This window comes from Paraburkholderia acidiphila (genome assembly GCF_009789655.1).
Lineage (GTDB): Bacteria > Pseudomonadota > Gammaproteobacteria > Burkholderiales > Burkholderiaceae > Paraburkholderia > Paraburkholderia acidiphila.
Genome location: NZ_CP046909.1, coordinates 2,908,469 through 2,932,355, shown reverse-complemented (window position 1 = coordinate 2,932,355; position 23,887 = coordinate 2,908,469). Strand labels below are relative to the sequence as shown.

Genomic DNA, 23,887 nt, shown 5'->3' with positions numbered 1-23,887 from the left:
GCATCAAGCCGCGTGTCGTGCCGCACCGTTTTCCGGCGAGCGCCACTTCGCGAGCAGCGTGGTCCACTTCGCGCGCGTAGCCTTCAGGTTGTTTTCCTTCACGTGGCCGTAACCGCGAATCGCGTCGGGCAGATTCGCGAGTTCCAGCGCGAGCGGCAGATTCGTCTCGCTCAAACCGCCGATCACCTCGCGCATCAGCGCCGCGTACTCGCCGATCAGCGCGCGTTCGTGACGGCGTTCCTCGGTGCGGCCGAACGGATCGAGCGCCGTGCCGCGCAGGAACTTGAGCTTCGCCAGCATGCGCATGGCGGTTAGCATGCGCGGACCGTACTGCTTCTTCAGCAGATGGCCCTTGTCGTCGTGCTTCGCGAACGAGGGCGGTGCAAGATGGAAGTTGACCTTCCAGTCGCCTTCGAAGCTCGCCTTGATCTTCTCGATGAACGCCGGGTCCGCGTAGAGGCGCGCCACTTCGTACTCGTCCTTGTACGCCATCAGCTTGTGCAGATTCTTCGCGACGGCCTCGGTCAGCGTGAACTGGCCGTCAGGGCGCTCGAGCTTGCCTTCGGCAGCGCGAACTTCCGCGACCAGCGCGCGATAGCGTGCGGCATATGCGTCGTTCTGATACGCAGCGAGATAGTCGGCACGCTTGGCGACGAGCGCATCGAGCGCTTTCGGCGTATGCAGCGAAACGATCTTTGCGCCGGCAGCATCCGCGTTCTGCTCGGGCAGTGGCTTTTTTACGAGTTGATCGACCGCCGCGCGATCATGCGCGACACGCCGGCCCCATTCGAACGCCGCGAGATTCTTCTCGACCTGCACCGCGTTCAACTCGATCGCGCGCACGAGCGACTCGTGCGTGAGCGGCAGCCAGCCCTTTTGCCACGCGTAGCCGAGCACGAAGGGATTCGTGTAGATCGCGTCGCCGAGCAGCGCGAGCGCATAGCGGTTCGCATCGACGGTCGCGACGTTGTCCGTGCCCGCTGCGGCGCGCACATCGGCTTCGGTGTTGGAGCCCGGGAACTGCCACTGCGGATTCTTGATGAATTCGGCGGTCGGCGTGGGCGCGCTGTTGAGCACGACGTGCGTCATGCCTTCCTGCATGCGCGAAACGCAGTCGTCGCCCGCCGTCACGATGGCGTCGCAGCCGATCACGAGGTTCGCTTCACCCATGGCGATGCGGGTGGCGTGGATGTCGTCGGGCCGGTTGGCGATCTGCACGTGGCTCATCACCGCGCCGCCTTTTTGCGCGAGGCCGGTTACGTCGAGCACGGTCACGCCCTTGGCTTCGAGGTGCGCGGCCATGCCGAGCAGCGCGCCGATCGTCACCACGCCGGTGCCGCCCACGCCCGTCACGAGCACGCCGTAGGGGCGGCCGATCGCGGGCACGTCGGGCGTCGGCACGCCGGGCATCGCCTCGTTCGCCACGCTGCTCGTCTTCGGTTTGCGCAACTGACCGCCTTCCACCGTCACGAAGCTCGGGCAGAAGCCCTTCAGACACGAAAAGTCCTTGTTGCAGGTGGACTGGTTGATCTGACGCTTCGTGCCGTATTCCGTATCGAGCGGCTCGACGCTCAGGCAGTTCGATTGCACCGAGCAGTCGCCGCAGCCTTCGCACACGGCCTCGTTGATGACTACGCGCTTTGCCGGGTCCGGATACGTGCCGCGCTTGCGGCGGCGGCGCTTTTCGGTGGCGCAGGTCTGGTCGTAGATCAGGATCGTCGTGCCGGGAACTTCGCGCAGCTCGCGCTGGATCGCGTCGAGCTGGTCGCGGTGGTGAATCGTCACGCCCGGCGCGAGCTTCGTGGCGGGTTCACCTTCGTACTTCTCGGGTTCGTCGGTGACGATCGCGATCTTCGCCGCGCCTTCGGCGGCGACCTGATGTGTAATTTGCGGCACGGTGAGCGTGCCGTCCACGGGCTGTCCGCCCGTCATCGCCACTGCGTCGTTATAGAGAATCTTGTAGGTGATGTTCGCCTTCGAGGCGATTGCCGCGCGAATGGCGAGCAGGCCCGAGTGGAAATAGGTGCCGTCGCCGAGGTTGGCGAACACGTGCTTGTCGTTCGTGAACGGCGCCTGACCGACCCACGCGACGCCTTCGCCGCCCATCTGGCTGAACGTGCTCGTGTTGCGGTCCATCCACACGGTCATGTAATGGCAGCCGATGCCGGCCATGGCGCGCGAGCCTTCGGGCACGTTCGTCGATGTGTTGTGCGGGCAGCCGGAACAGAACCACGGCTTGCGCTCGACCTGCACGCGCGGTTTCGCGAGCGCCTTTTCCTTCGCATCGATCACGGTCATGCGCGCCGCGATTCGCGCGCGCACGTCGGAGGGCAATTCGAATTTTTCGAGCCGCGTGGAGATCGCTTTCGCGATGATCGCCGGCGAAAGCTCGTAGTGCGCCGGCAGCAGCCAGTTGCCCATCGGCACCGACCATTCGCCGCCGGCGCCGTCTTTCTCGTCGAACTTGCCGTACACGCGCGGACGCTGCGCGTCGGGCCAGTTGTACAGCTCTTCCTTGATCGCGTATTCGAGAATCTGACGCTTTTCCTCAACCACGAGAATCTCTTCGAGGCCGCGCGCAAAGGCGTGCGCGCCCTGCGCTTCGAGTGGCCACACGCAGCCAACCTTGTAGAGGCGGATGCCGATACGCGAACAGGTTTCGTCGTCGAGACCGAGGTCGGTGAGCGCCTGACGCACGTCGAGATACGCCTTGCCGCCGGTGATGATGCCAAAGCGCGCATGCGGCGAATCGATCTCGATGCGGTCGAGCTTGTTGGCGCGCACGTAGGCGAGACCCGCGTACCACTTGTAGTCGAGCAGACGCGCTTCCTGCACGAGCGGCGGATCGGGCCAGCGGATGTTCAGGCCGCCTTCGGGCATCACGAAATCTTCGGGCAGGATGATGTTCGTGCGATGCGGGTCGATTTCGACCGAAGCCGACGATTCGACCACGTCGGTCACGCATTTCATCGCGACCCAGAGGCCCGAATAGCGGCTCATCGCCCAGCCGTGCAGGCCGAAATCGAGATATTCCTGCACGTTCGACGGGAACAGCACCGGCAGGCCGCAGGCCTTGAAGAGGTGCTCCGACTGGTGCGCGAGCGTGGACGATTTCGCCGCGTGGTCGTCGCCGGCGAGCACGAGCACACCGCCATGAGGCGAGGAGCCCGCCGAATTGCCGTGCTTGAACACGTCGCCGCTGCGGTCGACGCCTGGGCCCTTGCCATACCACATCGAAAACACGCCGTCGTATTTCGCGGACGGGTACAGGTTCACCTGCTGCGAGCCCCAAACGGCGGTCGCGGCGAGGTCTTCGTTCACGCCAGGCTGAAATACGATTTGATGCGCGGCGAGATGCTGCTTCGCCTTCCAGAGGGACTGATCGAGACCGCCGAGGGGCGAGCCACGATAGCCTGAGATGAACCCCGCGGTATTGAGACCGGCGGCCTTGTCGCGCTCCTGCTGCAGCATCGGCAGGCGGACCAGCGCCTGGATGCCGCTCATGTATGCGCGGCCGCGTTCGAGGGTGTATTTATCGTCGAGCGTGACGGAAGCGAGTGCGGCTTCGAGCGAAGCGCGCTGACCTGCGTCTAGCGGGGCATTCATTATGTGTCTTCCTCCATCCAACCAATCCGTTGTGGGATCGCCAGAACTTCAGGGGCCTCGGCATCTTGTGAATGCGTTGGCCGGGGTCGCCATATTGGCTTCTTTCTTTCGATAGTAGCACTCGGATAAACCCGCCGCTTCGGGGCTCCGAGCGCCGCGCCGCACTGCGCGGCATGTTTTGGGCCCGTGGCGTCGCGCCGCGCAGGTGGCCTGAAACCCCAGTGTAATAAAGGATGTATCGAATTCCTCTGAGGAGTAACAACGTGTAAAACTTGCACTACATGGGAACCGGTCTTGAATATCCTGTCTAACTCCCTCACCTGTGCGAACCGCGCAGCTTCCCTGGCTGATAACAGTTTTTAAAAGGGGCACTACTGCGACAGGCAGTCTAAAAAAGGAGTCCAGCATGAACAATCGACATATCCAGACCTTTCTGACGGTCTCGGCCGCGTTCTTCGCTATGAGCGCGCCGCTGCATTCCAACGCCAGCACGAGGAGCGGCGAGAGTGCGACGACCCGATGCGCCCAGTACACGCTGAGCATGAAGGCTGATACGAACGCCATGCCGGCCGCGAAGGCCGAACGCAAATCCTGATGCCGCGCTGATCCGCGCAGCATTCCATTCATCTGAATGCGTCGCCGGGGTGTGCGGCGGCGGATTCAAAAGGCAAAAAGGGCGAAGATCGCGTGATCTTCGCCCTTTTTTTCTGGCCCTACCCTGATCCGTCAGGCTTTGTCCTGGACCACGCCGCGGCGGATCTGGTCGAGTTCGATCGATTCGAACAGCGCCTTGAAGTTGCCTTCGCCGAAGCCCTGGTTGCCCTTGCGCTGGATGATCTCGAAGAAGATCGGGCCGATCTGGTTCTCCGTGAAGATCTGCAGCAGCAGGTCTTCGGGCAGGCCGTCGATCAGGATCTTGCGCTTCTTCAGTTCTTCCAGCGGCTCGGTGTGGCCGGGAACGCGGCGGTTCACGAGCTCGTAGTACGTGTCGATCGTGTCGAGCAGTGCGATTTCTTTGGCGCGCAGGCCATCCACGGTGCGGTAGATGTCGTTCGTGCCGAGCGCGATGTGCTGGATGCCTTCACCGTGATAGGCGTCGAGGTATTCCTGGATCTGGCCGGCCGTTTCGCCGCCTTCCTCGTTGATCGGAATACGGATCTTGCCGCAGGGCGATGTCATCGCCTTCGACTTCACGCCCGTAACCTTGCCTTCGATGTCGAAGTAGCGGATTTCGCGGAAGTTGAAGAGCCGTTCGTAGAACTCGGCCCATTCGGCCATGCGGCCGCGGTGGACGTTGTGCGTGAGGTGGTCGATATAGGTGAGGCCGTGGCCGACGGGGTTTTGCTCGGCGCCCGCAATCGGCTCGAAGTCGACGTCATAGATGCTGATATCGCCAATGCTGCCCGGCGTCGCGCCGTTCTTGCCGCGCCAGCGGTCGACGAAATAGATCAGCGAGTCGCCAATGCCCTTGATCGCCGGAATGTTCAGCTCCATCGGGCCCGTTTTGTTGTCGAAGCCCCACGCGCCGAGTTCGAGCGCGTGCTTGTAGGCCTTGGCGGCGTCCTGCACGCGGAAGGCGATCGCGCAGATCGACGGACCATGCAGACGCGCGAAGCGCTGGGCGAACGAGTCGGGTTCGCCATTGACGATGAAGTTGATGTCGCCCTGACGGTAGAGCGTCACGTCTTTGTGGCGATGGCGCGCGATGGCGGTGAAGCCCATGCGTTCGAACAGTTTGCCGAGCGCCTTGGGGTCCGGCGCGGTGTATTCGATGAACTCGAAGCCGTCGGTGCCGACGGGGTTCTCCCAGTTGGGAACCTGCATGGTTGTCTCCTGACTGATGTAAATCAGATTTCGTGGAGCACAGTGTAGTCCGCCGTATTGGGCGAAAACTTGCGAGTTGGGTCGTGCGACCAGCGATTTGCGCTATAAACTGCCTTGAATAGATGAGCAGAAGGCAGAAAATGGCAGACATCGAATTGGATGCGATCGACAGGCGAATTCTGGCGATCCTTCAGGAGAATGGGCGGCTTTCGAATCAGGAGATCGCGGAGCGCGTGAATCTCTCACCGAGCCCATGCTTGCGGCGCATCCGGCGGCTGGAAGAAAGCGGCGTGATTCGCAGCTACGTGGCGCTGCTCGATGCGCAGAAGCTAGGACTCGATCTGCTTGCCTACGTGAACGTACGGCTGGAAAAGCGCGGGCCCACGGCGGCGGGGCGCGAGGGCGTGACGCACGCGGAGCTGTTTCGCGCTGCCGTGCAAACGTGGCCAGAGGTGGTGGCCTGCCACGCCATGACGGGCGACATGGATTTCCTGCTGCGCGTGCAGGTGGAGGATATGGCGCACTTCTCGCGCTTCGTACAGGACCAGTTGCTGCACCATCCTTCGGTGATCGACGTGAAGTCCAGCTTTTCGCTCGATACGTTCAAGGAAACAACGGCTTTGCCCATTCGCTGATTGCGCGGCGCCGTACAGCAGGTGCAAAAAAAGCGGCCGAAGCCGCTTTTTTCAGTGCATCAGTCTGTCCCGAAGGGCAGGAGTCACGCCGCGACAGCTTGCGGCAGGATCGTTTCCATCAGTTTGCTGGCCTGGCGCGCCTGACGCTTGAGCGCGTAGTCGAACACGGCGGCTTGCTCCTGGAGCATTTCAGCGATGATGCTGCTCTGGTCGGCCGGCTCGAGCGAGAGATAGGCGTCGGCTTCGCCATAGGCGTACTCGATCTTCATGCCCGACTTCTTGGCGATGTGCATCATCGTCGAGTTGCGCGACAGGCAGTGCATATAAAGCGTGGTGACGTGCGTGTTGCGGCTGCGGATGGCGGCGCGCTCGAACAGCTTCGAGCCGATGCCCTGGCCGCGCGCGCTTTCCAGCACGGACACGCCGAACTCGGCGGTGCGGCCGTTGCCGTCCGCCGGCAGGTAGGCCAGGTGGCCGACGCCCACGAGTTGCAGCTGGTGGTCGAACACGCCGAACACGGTGTCGCGCGTGAAGTCCATCGAGCGCACGTACTTTTCGATCACGTGGTCCGGAGCGGCCTGCCCGAAGCGCAGCAGGCGGTCGTCGCTATCGAGCGTGAGAAAGTGCGCGAGCAGGCGTTCGCGGTCTGCCGAGGTGAGCACTCGCACCATGACGGGCGCATGACCGGACGTCAGCGGACGAGCGGACGAAATGATCGGCACGTTGGCTTGGGTCGAAAGCGGGTTCATGGTGGGTTCTCCTTAAAATGCATGCCGCATGATGCAGCGCAAAACGCATTCTAGCGGAAACCCTGGGTGCCCTCTAGGGAAAACCCGGAGTGTAAATTTGAGTGTTGCGCCTAATTAATAATGATATAGACGCAAACTTTTGATTATAAACGGATAATTTTTCTGGTCGTTTGACGTGTCAACTGTTGTCATGGTGCATCATGTCGCACCGCAACAATCTGGCCCGAAAATTTCGGCTCCGCTAAAGCGCCGCTCAGGCACCCTTCAGCCCGTGATCGACCATGGCGATCACCTGCTCGGCGAAGTCCCGATAGCCCATGCGGCCGCCCGGTTTGAGCCACGTGAACGTCCAGTTGATCATGCCGAACACCATCATCGTCAGCGCGGTCTGGTTTTCGCTCGTGACCCTGCCGGGGTACGCGCGCGCGAGTTGACGCGTAAAGGCGGCGACCACGTCGCGCTGGCGGTTCAGGATGATCTCGCGCTGGGCGTCCACTAGGTATTTGACGTCGTTCAGGAGCGCCACGTGGCGGCTGTGCGAGGTTTCGTATTCCGCGAGAAACGCGCGAATCAGCTCGGCGAAGCTCTCGCGTTCGTCGTGACCGCGCCGCTGGCTCGCACCCTCCACCTCCGCGATGATCAGCATGAGCCGCTTGGTGTAGCGATCGAGCAGATCGAAGAGGATCGCTTCCTTGCTCTCGTAATAGTGATAGAGCCTGGCCTTCGAGGTGCCGCTGGCCGCGGCGAGGTCCGACATCGAGGTGCTCGGGTAGCTCGTCTGCGCGAATTTGGCGGCAGCGAGTTCGAGGATCTGGTCGCGTTGGGTTTCATGGTCGGGCGCTCGGGTGCGTGCCATGGGAATTCAGCGGGGGAGGGAAAGATGCGCGGCGGTTTGCGGAAGCGGCGGACGCGCGGCGCGAGCAGCCGCGGCAAGCGGGGCGCAGGCGGCGCACATATCGTCGCGCAGGCGCAGTTCTTCTGCCGCACACAGCTCGCGCAGGCGCCACAACACGACCGGCTCGCCAACCGTGAAGCCGGCCCCGCCACGCGTGAGTTCGGCGCCGAGCGCGTCGCTGGCGAGCCAGGACGCATCCGCCGGAAGGTCCTCGTGGGCGTCGAGCACGCCGAGGATCATGGCGTCGAGGTCGCTCCACGTGCCGCTCGTAAAGGTGTTGTCGCGCCAGCGGCGGGTCTCGCCGTTGGCGAACTTGGCTTCCTGCCACTCCAGCGCGAGACGCGTGATGCGCAGCACCGAGATCGGCGCGGCGTCGGGCAGGCGCGCCTCGATGCAGGCGGCCGCGTTCGGGCCCGAGATTTCGTCGACGGTCAGGCGCACTTCGTTCAAGCGCTGCGGGACATCGCGCAGGCGATAGCAGACCCGCCGCAGCGCGAGCTGGTGGGCGGCGTCGTGCGTGTGCCAGATCACCACGTGGGAATCGTCGGCTTCGAGGGCGGTCAGCGCCGCGCAGTCGTCGTGTGCAAGGGCTGGCGGGACATCGCCAAGGCGCTCCCAGAACGCGGCGCGTAGCGCCACGCCGGGGTCGCCCGCCACGTCGATGTCGCGCAACGGACCGACCGTCAGGTCGTCGCGCAGGGCGATCACGCGGTCCGGCCTGCCTGCCGCTTCGAGAGCCTGACGCAGCGCCGCCGCGGCCGGCTCGCCGTAAATGAGGTGAATCGTGGTCATCGACAACTCGTTGCGTTCACGACGAACGCCCTGTAAGCCCGAAAGCACGCAAATAACAAAAGGAGCCGCCCGCGGGTGTCGCAGCGCTGCGCTGCAACACCGACGGGCGGCCCCTAGTGTAAGCGGATCGCCTGTAGGCCGAAAGCGTGCTGTTGCTCTAACGCCTTAGCGTTCGTCGAAACTCACGACCACACGTTCGCTCACCGGATGGCACTGGCAGGTGAGCACGAAGCCGTCCTTCACCTCCTGCTCCTCGAGCGTGTAGTTCTTGTCCATCTTCACTTCGCCTTCAAGCACCTTGGCGCGGCAGGTGCAGCACACGCCGCCCTTGCACGCGTAAGGCAGTGCCAGACCCGCCTTCAGGCCGACGTCGAGCAGGCTCACGCCCTCGTACGGCAGGCGCATCTTGCGCTTCTTGCCGTCGATGACGATTTCGAGGTCGGCGGCCGGCGTGCTTTCGGTGATCTCGACGTTCGGCACGCCCGCCTGCGGCAGCGGCGAGCCGAAGCGCTCCACGTGCACTTTCTGCGGCGGCACGCCCGCGTCCCTGAACGCGGTTTCGGCGGCATCCATCATCGGACCGGGCCCGCAGATGAACGCTTCGTCGATCTCGTCGGCCGGCAGCAGCGTTTCGAGGAATGCCGCGCACTTGGCCTGATCGAGCACGCCGTTGAACAGCTCGACGTCCTGCAGGTCGTCCGAGAGCACGTGATAGAGGCGGAAGCGGCTCATGAAGCGGTTCTTCAGGTCTTCCAGCTCTTCGGCGAACATGATCGCGTCGACGCTGCGGTTGCCGTACACGAGCGTGAAGGCGCTGCGCGGCTCGGTTTCGAGCGTCGTCTTGATGATCGCGAGCACGGGCGTGATGCCCGAACCGCCCGAGAACGCCACGTAATGCTTGCCGTGCTCGGCGTTCAGGTGCGTGAAGAAGCGGCCATCGGGCGTCATCACCTCGATCTCGTGGCCCGGTGCGAGCTGATCGAACGCGAAGTTCGAGAAACGCCCGCCGCGCACGCGCTTGATGCCGATGCGCAGTTCGCCGTCGCGATCGTAGTCGGTCACGCCCACGCAGATCGAGTACGAACGGCGCGTTTCTTCGCCGTCGATGTGGGTCTTGAGCGTGACGAACTGACCCTGCGTGAAGCGATACGCGTCGCGCAGTTCGGGCGGGACTTCGAAAGCGACAGAGACCGCGTCCGCGGTTTCGGGCCGCACTTCGCGGATGCGCAGCGAATGGAATTGCGGAGTGGCCATATCAGTACGGTTTGAAATAGTCGAAGGGTTCGCGGCAGTCGATGCAGCGGTAGAGCGCCTTGCAGGCGGTCGAGCCGAACTGCGCGAGGCGTTCGGTGTGCTTCGAGCCGCAGTGCGGGCAGGCGGGCGCGGGCAGTGGCTTAGGTTTCGCCATGAAGCTGATCGGCTGTTCGGCCGATTGAGGTCCAGAGCCGCAGTTGCCCGTAGGCGGCGCGATGCCATAGGCGCGCAGCTTCTCGCGCGCTTCGTCGGTGATCCAGTCGGTGGTCCACGCGGGCGACAGGGTCGTCGCGATGCGGTACGGCGCGAGCGCGGCGGCGTCGAGTGCGTGCGCGACGTCTTCTGCGATCTGCGACATCGCCGGGCAGCCGGAGTAGGTCGGCGTGATGACCACTTCGATCTGGCCGTCCGCGGCGCGGCGCACGTCGCGCAGGATGCCTAGTTCGCGGATCGATACGACCGGGATCTCCGGATCTGGCACCGATTCCAGCACGTCCCAGGCGCGTTCGAGCGCGTGATCTGCCGTTGCTTGCATCGTGACTTCCTCTCTTCCTGCGGGGGTGCTTACCAGCGTGCGTCCGGGTGCTGGCGTGCGAGGCTCTGCATTTCGGCCAGCACGAAACCCATGTGCTCGGAGTGCTCACCGTGTTTGCCGGTCGTGACGTGCTTCACCGGCGCAGGCATGGCGAGCGTGGCTTCCTCGAGCGCGGCTTCCACATCAGAGCGCCACGCAGCTTCGAGCTGGGCAGCGAGCGGCGCGATGCCGGCTTCGGCCACGGCCGTTTCCACGGCGTCGGTGCTGAAGAACTCGCGCGTATAGGGCATGAGCCAGTCGAGCGCGGTCTGGGCGCGGCGGTGCGATTCGTCGGTACCGTCGCCGAAACGGATCAGCCACTCGCGTGCATGGTGCACGTGGTAACGCGTTTCCTTGATCGAGCGCTCGGCGATCGCGGCCAGCTGCGGGTCGGCGGAGCGCAGCAGCGCGGTCCACAGATGCGCCATCAGCGAGGCGTAGAGGAAGTTGCGCACGATCGTCACGGCGTAGTCGTTCGCCGAATGCGTCGTGCCGGCGAGCGGGCCGAAGTGCGGCAACTCTGCGAGCGTGTAGTTCGCGAACTCGCGCTCGGCGCGGAAGTAGGCGTAGTCGTCTTCCGTACGGTCGCGGCCGGTGAGCGCTTTTTCGAGCGTGGCGGCGTGCGTATACAGCAGGCGCGCCTGACCGATCAGGTCGAGGCTCATGTTGGCGAGCGCGATGTCTTCTTCGAGGATCGGGCCGTGGCCGCACCATTCGGTATTGCGCTGACCGAGGATCAGCGCCGTATCGGCGAGGCGCAGCACGTACGCGAGTTGTTCAGGCGTGGGCGTCGTCATGTTGCGCTCTTACATGTGGTTGACTTCGTCGGGCAGCGTGTAGAACGTCGGGTGGCGATAGATCTTGTCGCCGGCCGGCTCGAAGAGCTCAGCCTTCTCGTTCGGATCCGATGCCGTAATCGCCGACGACGGCACCACCCAGATGCTCACGCCTTCCTGACGGCGCGTATAGACGTCGCGTGCCATGCGCAGCGCCATCGAGGCGTCGGAGGCGTGCAGGCTGCCACAGTGCTTGTGGTCGAGGCCTTGCTTGCTGCGCACGAACACTTCCCAGATCGGCCATTCCTTGTTCATCGTGGATCTCCTTCTTTCCTGTATGAGTTACGCGGCGTGTTTTTCGGCGCGCTGGCGCTGCTTTTCGGCATGGGCGAGGGCGGCTTCGCGCACCCACGCGCCTTCGTTGTGCGCCTTCACGCGCGTGCCCAGACGCTCGCGGTTGCACGGGCCGTCGCCGTTCACGACGCGCCAGAATTCTTCCCAGTCGATCGTGCCGTAGTCGTAGTGGCCGCGCGCTTCGTTCCATTTCAGATCGGCGTCGGGGAGTGTGACGCCCAGCACCTTGGCCTGCTCGACCGTCGCGTCGACGAACTTCTGGCGCAGATCGTCGTTCGAGATGCGCTTGATCCCCCATTTGGCCGACTGGTTGCTGTGGACCGAATCGGCGTCGCTCGGGCCGAACATCATCAGCACCGGCCACCACCAGCGGTTCACGGCCTGCTGCACGAGTTCGCGTTGCGCTTCGGTGCCGCTCATCATGGCGAGCAGGGCGTCGAAGCCCTGGCGCTGGTGGAACGACTCTTCCTTGCAGATGCGGATCATGGCGCGCGCGTACGGGCCGTAGGTGCAGCGGCACAGCGGAATCTGGTTCATGATCGCGGCGCCGTCCACGAGCCAGCCGATCACGCCGACGTCCGCCCACGTGGGCGTCGGGTAATTGAAGATGCTCGAATACTTGGCTTTGCCGGCGTGCAGTGCGTCGACCAGTTGGTCGCGCGAAACGCCGAGCGTTTCCGCCGCGCTATAGAGATAGAGGCCGTGGCCCGCTTCGTCCTGCACCTTGGCAAGCAGGATCGCCTTGCGCTTGAGGCTCGGCGCGCGCGAGATCCAGTTGCCTTCCGGCAGCATGCCGACGATTTCCGAGTGCGCGTGCTGCGAGATCTGACGTACGAGCGTCTTGCGATAGGCATCGGGCATCCAGTCCTGCGGCTCGATCTTGCCGTCGGCGGCCATGATCGCGTCGAACTGCGCCTGCTCCGGCGAGGCTGCGCCCGCGTCGAGCGGCGCAACGTTGCCGGGGATGTCGAGGGATTGCGTGTACATGGAGACGCTCTCGTCGAAGTTGGGTATGTCGCGCAGTATAAACCAACCGACCGGTCGGTAAATGAATTTTTTGAGGTGGCTCAAAAAGATCGCGCCTACCGTTGAGTTTTAGCGGGGCGGCAGCGGGATTGCCTGGGTTTTGTGCGGGGGGAGCTTGTCCGTGGGTTTGTGCGCTGGACTGTCAGGCGGATGGAAGGCTGTGGGCCGAGCCATGGGGCACAATGCCCCTTTGCCTGCGCACTTGTTTACGGATGAAGATTCCTTTTGCTCCTCTCGCGGCTGCGGCCGCAGTGTTCATTTCATTTGGCGCCGCGTCTCCGGCATTCGCCGATCAAGCTTCGGGCCCTTGGGTCACGAGCTGGGCGACGGCGCTGCAGTCGATCCCCGAGCGCGATGCGCTCCCAGCGCTGTACCGTGCGCCCGAGGTTGCCGGGCGGACTGTCCGGCAGATCGTGTATCCGACGTTGGGCGGCACCGTTGCGCGGGTGCATGTCAGCAACCTCTATGGGCGCACGCCGCTCGTGATCGAGGCGATGGCGATTGCACCGTCTGCGGGCGGCGCGGCGGCGAGTGAGGCGGGAACCGCGCGTGTAACGTTCGGCGGGCGGCCTGCGGTGACGGTGCCTCCGGGCGCTGCGCTCGATAGCGACCCGGTACAGATCGATCTGAAGGCGCACGCGCCTTATGCCATTAGTTCCTATATGGGACCCGGGCAGAAGATGGTCGCGTGGCACCGCGTGGCGAACCAGGTGAACTACGTCTCGCGTCCGGGCAATCACGTCGCCGAGCCATCGATTGGCGCGTTCACCGAGCGCTTTACCCAGTTCGCGTGGGTCACGGGGCTGGCGGTCGAGGCGCCGGGGGCCTCGACGGTTGCGGCGATCGGCGATTCCATTACCGATGGCATGCGTTCCTCGCTCAATCAGAACCGGCGCTGGCCGGATGCATTGGCGCGCCGCATCGCCGAGTCGCAGCGCACAGATCTCGCCGTGATCGACCTGGGCATTAGCGGCAATCGGCTGCTGAGCGATTCGCCTTGCTACGGCGAGGCGCTCGAGCGGCGCTTCGGACGTGACGCGCTCGGCCACCCGGGCGTGAAGACGGTAGTGCTACTCATTGGCATCAACGACATCAACTTCCAGGCGATGCCGGCACGATCGGGGCTCGACTGCGACTTTCCTCATACGCATGTCGATGCGAACGACCTGATCGCGGGTTATCGCCGCGTGATCGCCCAGGCGCACGGGCGCGGCGTGCGCATCTTCGGTGCGACGCTCACGCCGGCTTCGCTGCCGCCGGAGCGCGAGGCGATCCGCACGGCGGTGAACCAATGGATCCGGACGAGCGGGGCATTCGATGGCGTAGTCGATTTCGATGCGGCGCTGCGCGACCCGGCCGAGCCTACGCGTCTGCGATATGGGTACGACAGCGGCGACCACATCCACCCAAGCGACGCGGGCTACGCAGCGATGGCGAATGCTGTGCCGCTGGAGGCCCTTGCCCGCAAGTAAGGAATATTTGCGCCGCCCCCTTGCGCAGCGCTGGCGGGGGCGCTAAGATTCGCCCCCTTCGCCGTTCGATGTCTCTGACGTCAGGCAGCGAGGGCCGCCGCGGAAACCGGCGGACGCAGGAGTCGGCAGCTTTTTTAAGCGGTAAGCGAAAAAAAGGGGTTGACGAAGCGAAAAAGATTCTTCATAATCTCGTTTCTCTGCTGCTGACGCAGCAACGCAGAAAACGCCGGGCAGTACGAAGTTGATAACGGCGCTTTCGCGAACGATCTTTAAAAATTTACAGCCGATAAGTGTGGGCGCTTGATGCGGTGGCGACCCGGATTCGTTCTTCGGAATGAAGCCGGGAGCAGCAAAAGTATCAAGAGTCTCACACTAAAGTAAGTCAGGTTTTTGAAGTAATTCAAATTCCTGTCAGCTTTGAGTGAGCGACCGGTTCGAGAGAACCGAAAACAGTAACAGGTTTAAACTGAAGAGTTTGATCCTGGCTCAGATTGAACGCTGGCGGCATGCCTTACACATGCAAGTCGAACGGCAGCACGGGTGCTTGCACCTGGTGGCGAGTGGCGAACGGGTGAGTAATACATCGGAACGTGTCCAGTAGTGGGGATAGCCCGGCGAAAGCCGGATTAATACCGCATACGATCTACGGATGAAAGCGGGGACCTTCGGGCCTCGCGCTATAGGGGCCGATGGCGGATTAGCTAGTTGGTGGGGTAAAGGCCCACCAAGGCGACGATCCGTAGCTGGTCTGAGAGGACGACCAGCCACACTGGGACTGAGACACGGCCCAGACTCCTACGGGAGGCAGCAGTGGGGAATTTTGGACAATGGGCGAAAGCCTGATCCAGCAATGCCGCGTGTGTGAAGAAGGCCTTCGGGTTGTAAAGCACTTTTGTCCGGAAAGAAATCCTTTGGGTTAATACCTCAGGGGGATGACGGTACCGGAAGAATAAGCACCGGCTAACTACGTGCCAGCAGCCGCGGTAATACGTAGGGTGCGAGCGTTAATCGGAATTACTGGGCGTAAAGCGTGCGCAGGCGGTGATGTAAGACCGATGTGAAATCCCCGGGCTTAACCTGGGAACTGCATTGGTGACTGCATCGCTGGAGTATGGCAGAGGGGGGTAGAATTCCACGTGTAGCAGTGAAATGCGTAGAGATGTGGAGGAATACCGATGGCGAAGGCAGCCCCCTGGGCCAATACTGACGCTCATGCACGAAAGCGTGGGGAGCAAACAGGATTAGATACCCTGGTAGTCCACGCCCTAAACGATGTCAACTGGTTGTCGGGCCTTCATTGGCTTGGTAACGTAGCTAACGCGTGAAGTTGACCGCCTGGGGAGTACGGTCGCAAGATTAAAACTCAAAGGAATTGACGGGGACCCGCACAAGCGGTGGATGATGTGGATTAATTCGATGCAACGCGAAAAACCTTACCTACCCTTGACATGTACGGAATCCTGCTGAGAGGTGGGAGTGCCCGAAAGGGAGCCGTAACACAGGTGCTGCATGGCTGTCGTCAGCTCGTGTCGTGAGATGTTGGGTTAAGTCCCGCAACGAGCGCAACCCTTGTCCCTAGTTGCTACGCAAGAGCACTCCAGGGAGACTGCCGGTGACAAACCGGAGGAAGGTGGGGATGACGTCAAGTCCTCATGGCCCTTATGGGTAGGGCTTCACACGTCATACAATGGTCGGAACAGAGGGTTGCCAAGCCGCGAGGTGGAGCCAATCCCAGAAAACCGATCGTAGTCCGGATCGCAGTCTGCAACTCGACTGCGTGAAGCTGGAATCGCTAGTAATCGCGGATCAGCATGCCGCGGTGAATACGTTCCCGGGTCTTGTACACACCGCCCGTCACACCATGGGAGTGGGTTTTGCCAGAAGTGGCTAGTCTAACCGCAAGGAGGACGGTCACCACGGCAGGATTCATGACTGGGGTGAAGTCGTAACAAGGTAGCCGTATCGGAAGGTGCGGCTGGATCACCTCCTTTCCAGAGCTCATCGCTCACACGCGTTTTAAGCGCTCACACTTGTCGGCTGTAAGAAAGACAGACTCAGGGGTCTGTAGCTCAGTCGGTTAGAGCACCGTCTTGATAAGGCGGGGGTCGATGGTTCGAATCCATCCAGACCCACCACTTTGTCTGCATAAGGCGAAATGATCCCTCGAGTATGTGTGACTGGGGGATTAGCTCAGCTGGGAGAGCACCTGCTTTGCAAGCAGGGGGTCGTCGGTTCGATCCCGTCATCCTCCACCAATCCTCAATGCCTAGTGTCCGGTGAAACACAAACCGGGGATTACGCATTGGCGATTGAGCCAGTCAGAGCGGTATGTGAAAACGTATCGGCTGTCGTTCTTTAACAATCAGGAAGAAGTAGTAAAGAGATTCATCCAAAAATGTCTAGAGATGGGCATGAGTAGGTGAATCAGGGTTGTGATTGTATCAATGTATTTTTAAGTGATCGAAAGATTGCCTTGAAATACGGCGCAACACGAATACTCAACCTGTAGCGGATGTGAATCGGAAGAGACACACCCGTTATAGGGTCAAGCGAACAAGTGCATGTGGTGGATGCCTTGGCGATCACAGGCGATGAAGGACGCGGTAGCCTGCGAAAAGCTACGGGGAGCTGGCAAACAAGCTTTGATCCGTAGATGTCCGAATGGGGAAACCCACTCCGAATGGAGTATCCATGACTGAATACATAGGTCATGTGAAGCGAACGCGGTGAACTGAAACATCTAAGTAACCGCAGGAAAAGAAATCAACCGAGATTCCCAAAGTAGTGGCGAGCGAAATGGGACCAGCCTGCATTCTTTATCTGTACCGTCAGCCGAACGCTCTGGAAAGTGCGGCCATAGTGGGTGATAGCCCCGTAGGCGAAGGCGGAATGGAAGAACTAGGTATGCGACAAGTAGGGCGGGACACGTGAAATCCTGTCTGAAGATGGGGGGACCATCCTCCAAGGCTAAATACTCGTGATCGACCGATAGTGAACCAGTACCGTGAGGGAAAGGCGAAAAGAACCCCGGGAGGGGAGTGAAACAGATCCTGAAACCGCATGCATACAAACAGTCGGAGCCTCGCAAGGGGTGACGGCGTACCTTTTGTATAATGGGTCAGCGACTTACATTCAGTGGCAAGCTTAACCGAATAGGGCAGGCGTAGCGAAAGCGAGTCCGAACAGGGCGTCCAGTCGCTGGGTGTAGACCCGAAACCGTGATCTATCCATGGCGGGTTGAAGGCACGGTAACACGTGCTGGAGGACCGAACCCACTAACGTTGAAAAGTTAGGGGATGAGCTGTGGATAGGGGTGAAAGGCTAAACAAACCTGGAAATAGCTGGTTCTCTCCGAAAACTATTTAGGTAGTGCCTCGTGTATCACCTTCGGGGGTAGAGCACTGTCATGGTTGATGGGTCCATTGCGGATTACGTCGCCATAGCAAACTCCGAATACCGAAGAGTGCAATCACGGGAGACAGACATCGGGTGCTAACGTCCGGTGTCAAGAGGGAAACAACCCAGACCGCCAGCTAAGGTCCCCAAATATGGCTAAGTGGGAAACGAAGTGGGAAGGCTAAAACAGTCAGGAGGTTGGCTTAGAAGCAGCCACCCTTTAAAGAAAGCGTAATAGCTCACTGATCGAGTCGTCCTGCGCGGAAGATGTAACGGGGCTAAGCCATATACCGAAGCTGCGGATGCACATTTATGTGCATGGTAGGAGAGCGTTCCGTAAGCCTGCGAAGGTGCGTTGAAAAGCGTGCTGGAGGTATCGGAAGTGCGAATGCTGACATGAGTAGCGATAAAGGGGGTGAAAGGCCCCCTCGCCGTAAGCCCAAGGTTTCCTACGCAACGTTCATCGGCGTAGGGTGAGTCGGCCCCTAAGGCGAGGCAGAAATGCGTAGCTGATGGGAAGCAGGTCAATATTCCTGCACCATTGTGAAATGCGATGGGGGGACGGATCGCGGAAGGTTGTCCGGGTGTTGGAAGTCCCGGTCCTTGCATTGGAGAAGGCGCTTTGGCAAATCCGGGCGCGGAATTCAAGGGTGCGAGGCCATTCACTTAGGTGAAGAAGCAACTGGAAGTGGTTCCAAGAAAAGCCTCTAAGCTTCAGTTTCACAGTGACCGTACCGCAAACCGACACAGGTGGGCGAGATGAGTATTCTAAGGCGCTTGAGAGAACTCGGGAGAAGGAACTCGGCAAATTGGTACCGTAACTTCGGGATAAGGTACGCCACGGTAGCTTGACTGGCTTGCGCCAGAAGGGTGAAGGGGTTGCAATAAACTGGTGGCTGCGACTGTTTAATAAAAACACAGCACTCTGCAAACACGAAAGTGGACGTATAGGGTGTGACGCCTGCCCGGTGCCGGAAGATTAAATGATGGGGTGCAAGCTCTTGATTGAAGTCCCGGTAAACGGCGGCCGTAACTATAACGGTCCTAAGGTAGCGAAATTCCTTGTCGGGTAAGTTCCGACCTGCACGAATGGCGTAACGATGGCCACACTGTCTCCTCCCGAGACTCAGCGAAGTTGAAGTGTTTGTGATGATGCAATCTCCCCGCGGCTAGACGGAAAGACCCCATGAACCTTTACTGTAGCTTTGCATTGGACTTTGAACCGGTTTGTGTAGGATAGGTGGGAGGCTGTGAAGCGGGAACGCTAGTTTCCGTGGAGCCGTCCTTGAAATACCACCCTGATCTGTTTGAGGTTCTAACCTTGGTCCGTGATCCGGATCGGGGACAGTGCATGGTAGGCAGTTTGACTGGGGCGGTCTCCTCCCAAAGGGTAACGGAGGAGTACGAAGGTACGCTAGGTACGGTCGGAAATCGTGCTGATAGTGCAATGGCATAAGCGTGCTTGACTGTGAGACCCACAAGTCGAACAGGTGCGAAAGCAGGTCATAGTGATCCGGTGGTTCTGTATGGAAGGGCCATCGCTCAACGGATAAAAGGTACTCTGGGGATAACAGGCTGATACCGCCCAAGAGTTCATATCGACGGCGGTGTTTGGCACCTCGATGTCGGCTCATCTCATCCTGGGGCTGTAGCCGGTCCCAAGGGTATGGCTGTTCGCCATTTAAAGAGGTACGTGAGCTGGGTTTAAAACGTCGTGAGACAGTTTGGTCCCTATCTGCCGTGGGCGCTGGAAGTTTGAGGGGGCCTGCTCCTAGTACGAGAGGACCGGAGTGGACGAACCTCTGGTGTACCGGTTGTGACGCCAGTCGCATCGCCGGGTAGCTATGTTCGGAAGAGATAACCGCTGAAAGCATCTAAGCGGGAAACTCGCCTCAAGATGAGACTTCCCCGGGGACTAGATCCCCTTGAAGGGTCGTTCGAGACCAGGACGTTGATAGGTCAGGTGTGGAAGCGCAGTAATGCGTTAAGCTAACTGATACTAATTGCCCGTAAGGCTTGATCCTATAACAGGTGTGCCTCGCTCCCGCAGTGGAGAGCAGGACGCACAGGTTGAGAGATCGGTGTTGTGCCAGAAACAACACAACCCCAATTCAGCAACACCTCTTTACGCTTCTTCCCGATTGGCTGTGGCGCCAGGTTCACCAGAACCCGCGCGACGCAGCAACCCGTCATGCCTGATGACCATAGCGAGCTGGTCCCACCCCTTCCCATCCCGAACAGGACCGTGAAACAGCTCCACGCCGATGATAGTGCGGATTGCCCGTGTGAAAGTAGGTAATCGTCAGGCTCCTCTACAAGCGAAACCCCGGCCCTAAAAAGCCGGGGTTTTTGCTTTTCCGCTCTCCCTATAAGTGAGAGCGTTGTGGGATCGGCGCCGAACAAAGTGCTTGACACGATTCGGATGTTCCCCCATAATCATCAGTTCTCTACGGAGGGGTGCCCGAGTGGCTAAAGGGGGCAGACTGTAAATCTGTTGGCTTACGCCTACGTTGGTTCGAATCCAACCTCCTCCACCAGAATTCAGCTGTAGTAAGTGTCGGGCCGGCAGTGGTAACAAGCCGGCGAACCTCGCGGGTGTAGCTCAATGGTAGAGCAGAAGCCTTCCAAGCTTACGACGAGGGTTCGATTCCCTTCACCCGCTCCAGCGAAGCAATAAAGCGGTTCAGAGCAGTTTTCGCCCATGTGGCTCAGTGGTAGAGCACTCCCTTGGTAAGGGAGAGGTCGGCAGTTCGATCCTGCCCATGGGCACCAGCCGGTATCTAGCGGGCCTTAGAAGCCTCGCATCGAGCAGGCAGCAGCAAGCCAGTGATTGTTTGCGCGCCCCGCGCAACGTACGGAAAAATCCTCTTAGGAGTCGAAAATGGCCAAGGGTAAGTTTGAGCGGACCAAGCCGCACGTGAACGTGGGCACGATCGGTCACGTTGACCACGGCAAGACCACGCTGACGGCAGCGATCACGACGGTTCTGACCGCGAAGTTCGGCGGCGAAGCGAAGGCGTACGACCAGATCGACGCCGCGCCGGAAGAAAAGGCACGTGGTATTACCATCAACACCGCGCACGTCGAGTACGAAACGGCTAACCGCCACTACGCACACGTCGACTGCCCGGGCCACGCTGACTACGTGAAGAACATGATCACGGGCGCGGCACAGATGGACGGCGCAATCCTGGTGTGCTCGGCCGCTGACGGTCCGATGCCGCAAACGCGTGAGCACATCCTGCTCGCCCGTCAGGTTGGCGTGCCTTACATCATCGTGTTCCTGAACAAGTGCGACATGGTCGACGACGCCGAGCTGCTCGAGCTGGTCGAAATGGAAGTGCGCGAACTCCTGTCGAAGTACGACTTCCCGGGCGACGACACGCCGATCATCAAGGGTTCGGCCAAGCTGGCGCTGGAAGGCGACAAGGGCGAACTGGGTGAAGTGGCGATCATGAACCTGGCCGACGCACTGGACACGTACATCCCGACGCCGGAGCGCGCGGTTGACGGCGCGTTCCTGATGCCGGTGGAAGACGTGTTCTCGATCTCGGGTCGCGGCACGGTGGTGACGGGTCGCGTTGAGCGCGGCATCGTCAAGGTCGGCGAGGAAATCGAAATCGTCGGTATCAAGCCGACGGTGAAGACGACCTGCACGGGCGTGGAAATGTTCCGCAAGCTGCTCGACCAGGGTCAGGCAGGCGACAACGTTGGTATCCTGCTGCGCGGCACGAAGCGTGAAGACGTGGAGCGTGGCCAGGTTCTGGCGAAGCCGGGTTCGATCACGCCGCACACGCACTTCACGGCTGAAGTGTACGTGCTGAGCAAGGACGAAGGCGGCCGTCACACGCCGTTCTTCAACAACTACCGTCCGCAGTTCTACTTCCGTACGACGGACGTGACGGGCTCGATCGAGCTGCCGAAGGACAAGGAAATGGTCATGCCGGGCGACAACGTGTCGATCACGGTGAAGCTGATCGCTCCGATCGCGATGGAAGAAGGTCTGCGCTTCGCAATCCGCGAAGGTGGCCGTACCGTCGGCGCCGGCGTGGTTGCAAAGATCATCGAGTAAGTTTTTGCCAGTCTCGGTGATCGACTAAGTGGTTTCGGGGTTGGCGATGCCGCCAACCCCAAAATGGTTTAGGGGTATAGCTCAACTGGCAGAGCGTCGGTCTCCAAAACCGAAGGTTGGGGGTTCGATTCCCTCTGCCCCTGCCAACTTCTCGCGCTTCGGCGCGTTGTTCTTTAAGGTGTTATGGCGAATCCTTCCGTCGAAACTGTTAATACTTCCAGCGACAAGCTGATGCTTGCGGCGGGCGTATTGTTGGTTGTGGCCGGGTTCGTAGGTTTCTACTGGCTCGGTAGCCAGGAGTGGTATGTCCGCGGTGCAGCGCTCGCAGTGGGCGTGATCGCGGGGGTGGTAGTCGGTCTTCTCTCGGCGCCCGGCAAGAGCTTCATCGCGTTTGCCAAAGACTCGTACAAGGAAGTTCGCAAGGTCGTCTGGCCGACTCGCAAAGAGGCCACGCAAACGACGCTGGTGGTCTTCGGTTTTGTGCTGGCAATGGCCATCATTCTGTGGGTTTGCGACAAGTCCATCGAGTGGGTGATTTTCTCGGCGATTCTGGGTTGGAAATGATATGAGCGATACACCGGCATCCCCGAGCGGAAAACGTTGGTATGTGGTGCACGCCTACTCCGGCATGGAGAAGAGCGTGCAGCGTGCGCTTCAGGAGCGCATCGAACGTGCTGGCATGCAAGACAAGTTTGGCCAGATCCTCGTTCCGACTGAAGAAGTGGTCGAGGTGAAGGGTGGTCACAAATCGGTGACCGAACGTCGTTTCTTCCCGGGCTATGTCCTGGTTGAGATGGAAATGACGGACGAAACGTGGCACCTCGTGAAGAACACGGCAAAGGTGACCGGTTTCGTCGGCGGGGCGCGTAATCGCCCGAGCCCGATTTCGCCGCGCGAAGTCGAAAAGATCATGTCGCAGATGCAGGAAGGCGTTGAGAAGCCGCGCCCCAAGACCCTGTTCGAAGTCGGTGAGATGGTCCGCGTGAAGGAAGGTCCGTTCACGGACTTCAACGGCAGCGTCGAAGAAGTCAACTACGAAAAGTCGCGCGTCCGGGTCTCTGTCACCATTTTCGGTCGCGCCACACCGGTCGAACTCGAATTCGGCCAGGTCGAAAAGCTGTAAATCGAATACTACGGATCGCGCCTCTGGTGCGATCCGTTTTTCCGCGCTTATGGTCCGCGTTATGGCCGTAGAGGAGCGCCAGTAGTCCAGTCGGCTGTAGATGTCGCCAAAGCAGTTGGCACAGCGAAGATTGTGGTGAACGCGCGCTACCACTCACCAGAACGCTCACGCGTTCCAAAGAGGTTTTCAACATGGCAAAGAAAATCATCGGCTTTATCAAGCTGCAGATTCCTGCAGGTAAAGCCAATCCGTCGCCGCCGGTCGGTCCGGCACTGGGTCAACGCGGCCTGAACATCATGGAGTTCTGCAAGGCGTTCAACGCGCAGACTCAAGCCATGGAACCGGGTCTGCCGGTTCCGGTCGTGATCACGGCATTCGCGGACAAGAGCTTCACGTTCATCCTGAAGACGCCGCCGGCTACGGTTCTGATCAAGAAGGCAGCGAAGGTCGACAAGGGTTCGGCCAAGCCGCACACCGACAAGGTTGCTACGATTACCCGCGCGCAAGCCGAGGAAATCGCCAAGACCAAGATGCCGGACCTCACGGCAGCCGATATGGACGCAGCGGTCCGCACGATCGCTGGTAGCGCCCGCTCGATGGGCATTGTCGTGGAGGGCGTGTAAATGGCTAAGATTTCCAAGCGTCAAAAGGCACTCGCTGCCAAGATCGACCGCCAGAAGCAATATCCGATCGGCGACGCACTGTCGCTCGTGAAGGAATGCGCCACGGCCAAGTTTGACGAGTCGATCGACGTTGCAGTGCAGCTCGGCATCGATGCGAAGAAGTCGGACCAGGTCGTTCGTGGTTCGGTCGTTCTGCCGGCAGGTACGGGTAAGTCGGTTCGCGTCGCTGTGTTCGCACAGGGCGAAAAGGCTGAACAAGCTAAGGCAGCTGGCGCAGAAATCGTCGGTATGGAAGACCTGGCTGAACAGATCAAGGGCGGCAACCTGAACTTCGACATCGTGATCGCTTCGCCGGACACGATGCGCGTTGTCGGTACGCTCGGTCAGATCCTCGGCCCGCGTGGCCTCATGCCGAACCCGAAGGTCGGCACCGTGACGCCGGACGTGGCGACCGCGGTCAAGAACGCGAAGGCTGGTCAGGTGCAATTCCGTGTCGACAAGGCCGGTATCATTCACGCGACGATCGGCCGTGCATCGTTCGAGCCGACCGCGCTGCGCAGCAACCTGGACGCGCTCCTCGAAGCGCTGACCAAGGCGAAGCCGGCAACGAGCAAGGGCGTGTACCTGCGCAAGATCGCTGTCTCGAGCACAATGGGCGTTGGCGTTCGCGTCGACCAAACGTCGCTCGCAGCGTAATAGTTTTGCCGCGCTGAGGT

18 protein-coding genes, 6 tRNA genes and 3 rRNA genes are annotated in these 23,887 nt (G+C 60.7%); 17 read left to right on the top strand and 10 right to left on the bottom strand.

Going from position 1 to position 23,887, the window contains the following annotated elements; all coding sequences use genetic code 11:
- Positions 1 to 3 precede the first annotated feature (3 nt).
- On the bottom strand, positions 4 to 3,606 hold the full coding sequence (locus FAZ97_RS13355) for an indolepyruvate ferredoxin oxidoreductase family protein (RefSeq protein ID WP_158758810.1): 3,603 nt from the start codon (positions 3,604 to 3,606) through the stop codon (positions 4 to 6).
- Between the two features lie 406 nt (positions 3,607 to 4,012).
- Between FAZ97_RS13355 and FAZ97_RS13350 the strand changes: the two genes are divergently transcribed.
- Positions 4,013 to 4,201, top strand: a complete 189-nt coding sequence (locus FAZ97_RS13350) for a hypothetical protein (RefSeq protein ID WP_158758809.1) — start codon at positions 4,013 to 4,015, stop codon at positions 4,199 to 4,201.
- A gap of 131 nt (positions 4,202 to 4,332) precedes the next feature.
- Here FAZ97_RS13350 and hppD read toward each other — a convergent pair whose 3' ends face one another.
- Positions 4,333 to 5,430: a 4-hydroxyphenylpyruvate dioxygenase gene (gene hppD, locus FAZ97_RS13345; protein ID WP_158758808.1), complete on the bottom strand. Its 1,098-nt coding sequence runs from the start codon at positions 5,428 to 5,430 to the stop codon at positions 4,333 to 4,335.
- Positions 5,431 to 5,570: 140 nt separating this feature from the next.
- Between hppD and FAZ97_RS13340 the strand changes: the two genes are divergently transcribed.
- Positions 5,571 to 6,065, top strand: a complete 495-nt coding sequence (locus FAZ97_RS13340) for an Lrp/AsnC family transcriptional regulator (RefSeq protein ID WP_158758807.1) — start codon at positions 5,571 to 5,573, stop codon at positions 6,063 to 6,065.
- Positions 6,066 to 6,148: 83 nt separating this feature from the next.
- Here FAZ97_RS13340 and FAZ97_RS13335 read toward each other — a convergent pair whose 3' ends face one another.
- The 8 genes from FAZ97_RS13335 to paaA form a co-directional block, all read right to left on the bottom strand.
- Positions 6,149 to 6,814, bottom strand: coding sequence for a GNAT family N-acetyltransferase (locus FAZ97_RS13335; protein ID WP_158758806.1), 666 nt, complete (start codon positions 6,812 to 6,814; stop codon positions 6,149 to 6,151).
- A gap of 253 nt (positions 6,815 to 7,067) precedes the next feature.
- On the bottom strand, positions 7,068 to 7,670 hold the full coding sequence (locus FAZ97_RS13330) for a TetR/AcrR family transcriptional regulator (protein ID WP_158758805.1): 603 nt from the start codon (positions 7,668 to 7,670) through the stop codon (positions 7,068 to 7,070).
- Between the two features lie 6 nt (positions 7,671 to 7,676).
- Entirely contained in the window at positions 7,677 to 8,501 is an 825-nt protein-coding gene (locus FAZ97_RS13325) for a DUF1835 domain-containing protein (protein WP_158758804.1), read from the bottom strand.
- A 165-nt stretch (positions 8,502 to 8,666) separates the two neighbouring features.
- Positions 8,667 to 9,755, bottom strand: a complete 1,089-nt coding sequence (gene paaE, locus FAZ97_RS13320) for a 1,2-phenylacetyl-CoA epoxidase subunit PaaE (protein ID WP_158758803.1) — start codon at positions 9,753 to 9,755, stop codon at positions 8,667 to 8,669.
- Between the two features lies 1 nt (position 9,756).
- Positions 9,757 to 10,290 carry a 1,2-phenylacetyl-CoA epoxidase subunit PaaD gene (gene paaD, locus FAZ97_RS13315; RefSeq protein ID WP_158758802.1) on the bottom strand — a complete coding sequence of 178 codons (534 nt, stop codon included), beginning with the start codon at positions 10,288 to 10,290 and terminating at the stop codon, positions 9,757 to 9,759.
- Positions 10,291 to 10,319: 29 nt separating this feature from the next.
- The gene (gene paaC, locus FAZ97_RS13310) at positions 10,320 to 11,126 is read right to left on the bottom strand and encodes a 1,2-phenylacetyl-CoA epoxidase subunit PaaC (protein ID WP_158758801.1); all 807 of its coding nucleotides are present in this window, start codon (positions 11,124 to 11,126) and stop codon (positions 10,320 to 10,322) included.
- Positions 11,127 to 11,135: 9 nt separating this feature from the next.
- Entirely contained in the window at positions 11,136 to 11,420 is a 285-nt protein-coding gene (gene paaB, locus FAZ97_RS13305) for a 1,2-phenylacetyl-CoA epoxidase subunit PaaB (RefSeq protein ID WP_028203445.1), read from the bottom strand.
- 27 nt (positions 11,421 to 11,447) lie between these two features.
- Complete coding sequence (paaA, locus tag FAZ97_RS13300) at positions 11,448 to 12,446, bottom strand: 1,2-phenylacetyl-CoA epoxidase subunit PaaA (RefSeq protein WP_158758800.1); 999 nt, start codon at positions 12,444 to 12,446, stop codon at positions 11,448 to 11,450.
- A gap of 251 nt (positions 12,447 to 12,697) precedes the next feature.
- On the opposite strand from paaA, the gene FAZ97_RS13295 reads away from it, so the two are divergent.
- The 15 genes from FAZ97_RS13295 to rplA all read left to right on the top strand — a co-directional run bounded on the left by FAZ97_RS13295 (position 12,698) and on the right by rplA (position 23,867).
- Entirely contained in the window at positions 12,698 to 13,957 is a 1,260-nt protein-coding gene (locus FAZ97_RS13295) for an SGNH/GDSL hydrolase family protein (protein WP_158758799.1), read from the top strand.
- A 463-nt stretch (positions 13,958 to 14,420) separates the two neighbouring features.
- Positions 14,421 to 15,948, top strand: a 16S ribosomal RNA gene (locus FAZ97_RS13290).
- A 67-nt stretch (positions 15,949 to 16,015) separates the two neighbouring features.
- Positions 16,016 to 16,092, top strand: a tRNA-Ile gene (locus tag FAZ97_RS13285).
- Between the two features lie 44 nt (positions 16,093 to 16,136).
- Positions 16,137 to 16,212 (top strand) — tRNA-Ala (locus FAZ97_RS13280).
- 288 nt (positions 16,213 to 16,500) lie between these two features.
- Positions 16,501 to 19,377, top strand: a 23S ribosomal RNA gene (locus FAZ97_RS13275).
- A gap of 170 nt (positions 19,378 to 19,547) precedes the next feature.
- A 5S ribosomal RNA gene (rrf, locus tag FAZ97_RS13270) occupies positions 19,548 to 19,661 on the top strand.
- The 16S, 23S and 5S rRNA genes sit together here with 5 tRNA genes alongside, the layout of an rRNA operon.
- Before the next feature lie 143 nt (positions 19,662 to 19,804).
- Positions 19,805 to 19,890, top strand: a tRNA-Tyr gene (locus FAZ97_RS13265).
- 54 nt (positions 19,891 to 19,944) lie between these two features.
- Positions 19,945 to 20,018: transfer RNA gene (locus FAZ97_RS13260), tRNA-Gly, on the top strand.
- Between the two features lie 32 nt (positions 20,019 to 20,050).
- Positions 20,051 to 20,125, top strand: a tRNA-Thr gene (locus FAZ97_RS13255).
- A gap of 109 nt (positions 20,126 to 20,234) precedes the next feature.
- On the top strand, positions 20,235 to 21,425 hold the full coding sequence (gene tuf / locus FAZ97_RS13250) for an elongation factor Tu (RefSeq protein WP_028371383.1): 1,191 nt from the start codon (positions 20,235 to 20,237) through the stop codon (positions 21,423 to 21,425).
- A 70-nt stretch (positions 21,426 to 21,495) separates the two neighbouring features.
- A tRNA-Trp gene (locus tag FAZ97_RS13245) sits at positions 21,496 to 21,571 on the top strand.
- A gap of 37 nt (positions 21,572 to 21,608) precedes the next feature.
- Positions 21,609 to 21,989: a preprotein translocase subunit SecE gene (secE, locus tag FAZ97_RS13240; RefSeq protein WP_028208940.1), complete on the top strand. Its 381-nt coding sequence runs from the start codon at positions 21,609 to 21,611 to the stop codon at positions 21,987 to 21,989.
- Position 21,990: 1 nt separating this feature from the next.
- Positions 21,991 to 22,548 (top strand): transcription termination/antitermination protein NusG, encoded by a 558-nt coding sequence (gene nusG, locus FAZ97_RS13235; RefSeq protein WP_028208939.1) that lies wholly within the window; start codon positions 21,991 to 21,993, stop codon positions 22,546 to 22,548.
- 191 nt (positions 22,549 to 22,739) lie between these two features.
- Positions 22,740 to 23,171: a 50S ribosomal protein L11 gene (gene rplK, locus FAZ97_RS13230; protein WP_027797945.1), complete on the top strand. Its 432-nt coding sequence runs from the start codon at positions 22,740 to 22,742 to the stop codon at positions 23,169 to 23,171.
- The gene (rplA, locus tag FAZ97_RS13225; RefSeq protein WP_158758798.1) at positions 23,172 to 23,867 is read left to right on the top strand and encodes a 50S ribosomal protein L1; all 696 of its coding nucleotides are present in this window, start codon (positions 23,172 to 23,174) and stop codon (positions 23,865 to 23,867) included.
- Positions 23,868 to 23,887: the final 20 nt, after the last annotated feature.

Coding starts and splice junctions, on each gene's coding strand:
- tuf (WP_028371383.1), top strand. CDS start 20,235: ATGGCCAAGGGTAAGTTTGAGCGGACCAAGCCGCACGTGAACGTGGGC.
- paaE (WP_158758803.1), bottom strand. CDS start 9,755: ATGGCCACTCCGCAATTCCATTCGCTGCGCATCCGCGAAGTGCGGCCC.
- FAZ97_RS13355 (WP_158758810.1), bottom strand. CDS start 3,606: ATGAATGCCCCGCTAGACGCAGGTCAGCGCGCTTCGCTCGAAGCCGCA.
- rplK (WP_027797945.1), top strand. CDS start 22,740: ATGGCAAAGAAAATCATCGGCTTTATCAAGCTGCAGATTCCTGCAGGT.
- FAZ97_RS13340 (WP_158758807.1), top strand. CDS start 5,571: ATGGCAGACATCGAATTGGATGCGATCGACAGGCGAATTCTGGCGATC.
- paaA (WP_158758800.1), bottom strand. CDS start 12,446: ATGTACACGCAATCCCTCGACATCCCCGGCAACGTTGCGCCGCTCGAC.
- FAZ97_RS13295 (WP_158758799.1), top strand. CDS start 12,698: ATGAAGATTCCTTTTGCTCCTCTCGCGGCTGCGGCCGCAGTGTTCATT.
- nusG (WP_028208939.1), top strand. CDS start 21,991: ATGAGCGATACACCGGCATCCCCGAGCGGAAAACGTTGGTATGTGGTG.
- rplA (WP_158758798.1), top strand. CDS start 23,172: ATGGCTAAGATTTCCAAGCGTCAAAAGGCACTCGCTGCCAAGATCGAC.
- FAZ97_RS13350 (WP_158758809.1), top strand. CDS start 4,013: ATGAACAATCGACATATCCAGACCTTTCTGACGGTCTCGGCCGCGTTC.
- FAZ97_RS13330 (WP_158758805.1), bottom strand. CDS start 7,670: ATGGCACGCACCCGAGCGCCCGACCATGAAACCCAACGCGACCAGATC.
- paaB (WP_028203445.1), bottom strand. CDS start 11,420: ATGAACAAGGAATGGCCGATCTGGGAAGTGTTCGTGCGCAGCAAGCAA.
- secE (WP_028208940.1), top strand. CDS start 21,609: ATGGCGAATCCTTCCGTCGAAACTGTTAATACTTCCAGCGACAAGCTG.
- hppD (WP_158758808.1), bottom strand. CDS start 5,430: ATGCAGGTTCCCAACTGGGAGAACCCCGTCGGCACCGACGGCTTCGAG.
- paaC (WP_158758801.1), bottom strand. CDS start 11,126: ATGACGACGCCCACGCCTGAACAACTCGCGTACGTGCTGCGCCTCGCC.
- FAZ97_RS13335 (WP_158758806.1), bottom strand. CDS start 6,814: ATGAACCCGCTTTCGACCCAAGCCAACGTGCCGATCATTTCGTCCGCT.
- paaD (WP_158758802.1), bottom strand. CDS start 10,290: ATGCAAGCAACGGCAGATCACGCGCTCGAACGCGCCTGGGACGTGCTG.
- FAZ97_RS13325 (WP_158758804.1), bottom strand. CDS start 8,501: ATGACCACGATTCACCTCATTTACGGCGAGCCGGCCGCGGCGGCGCTG.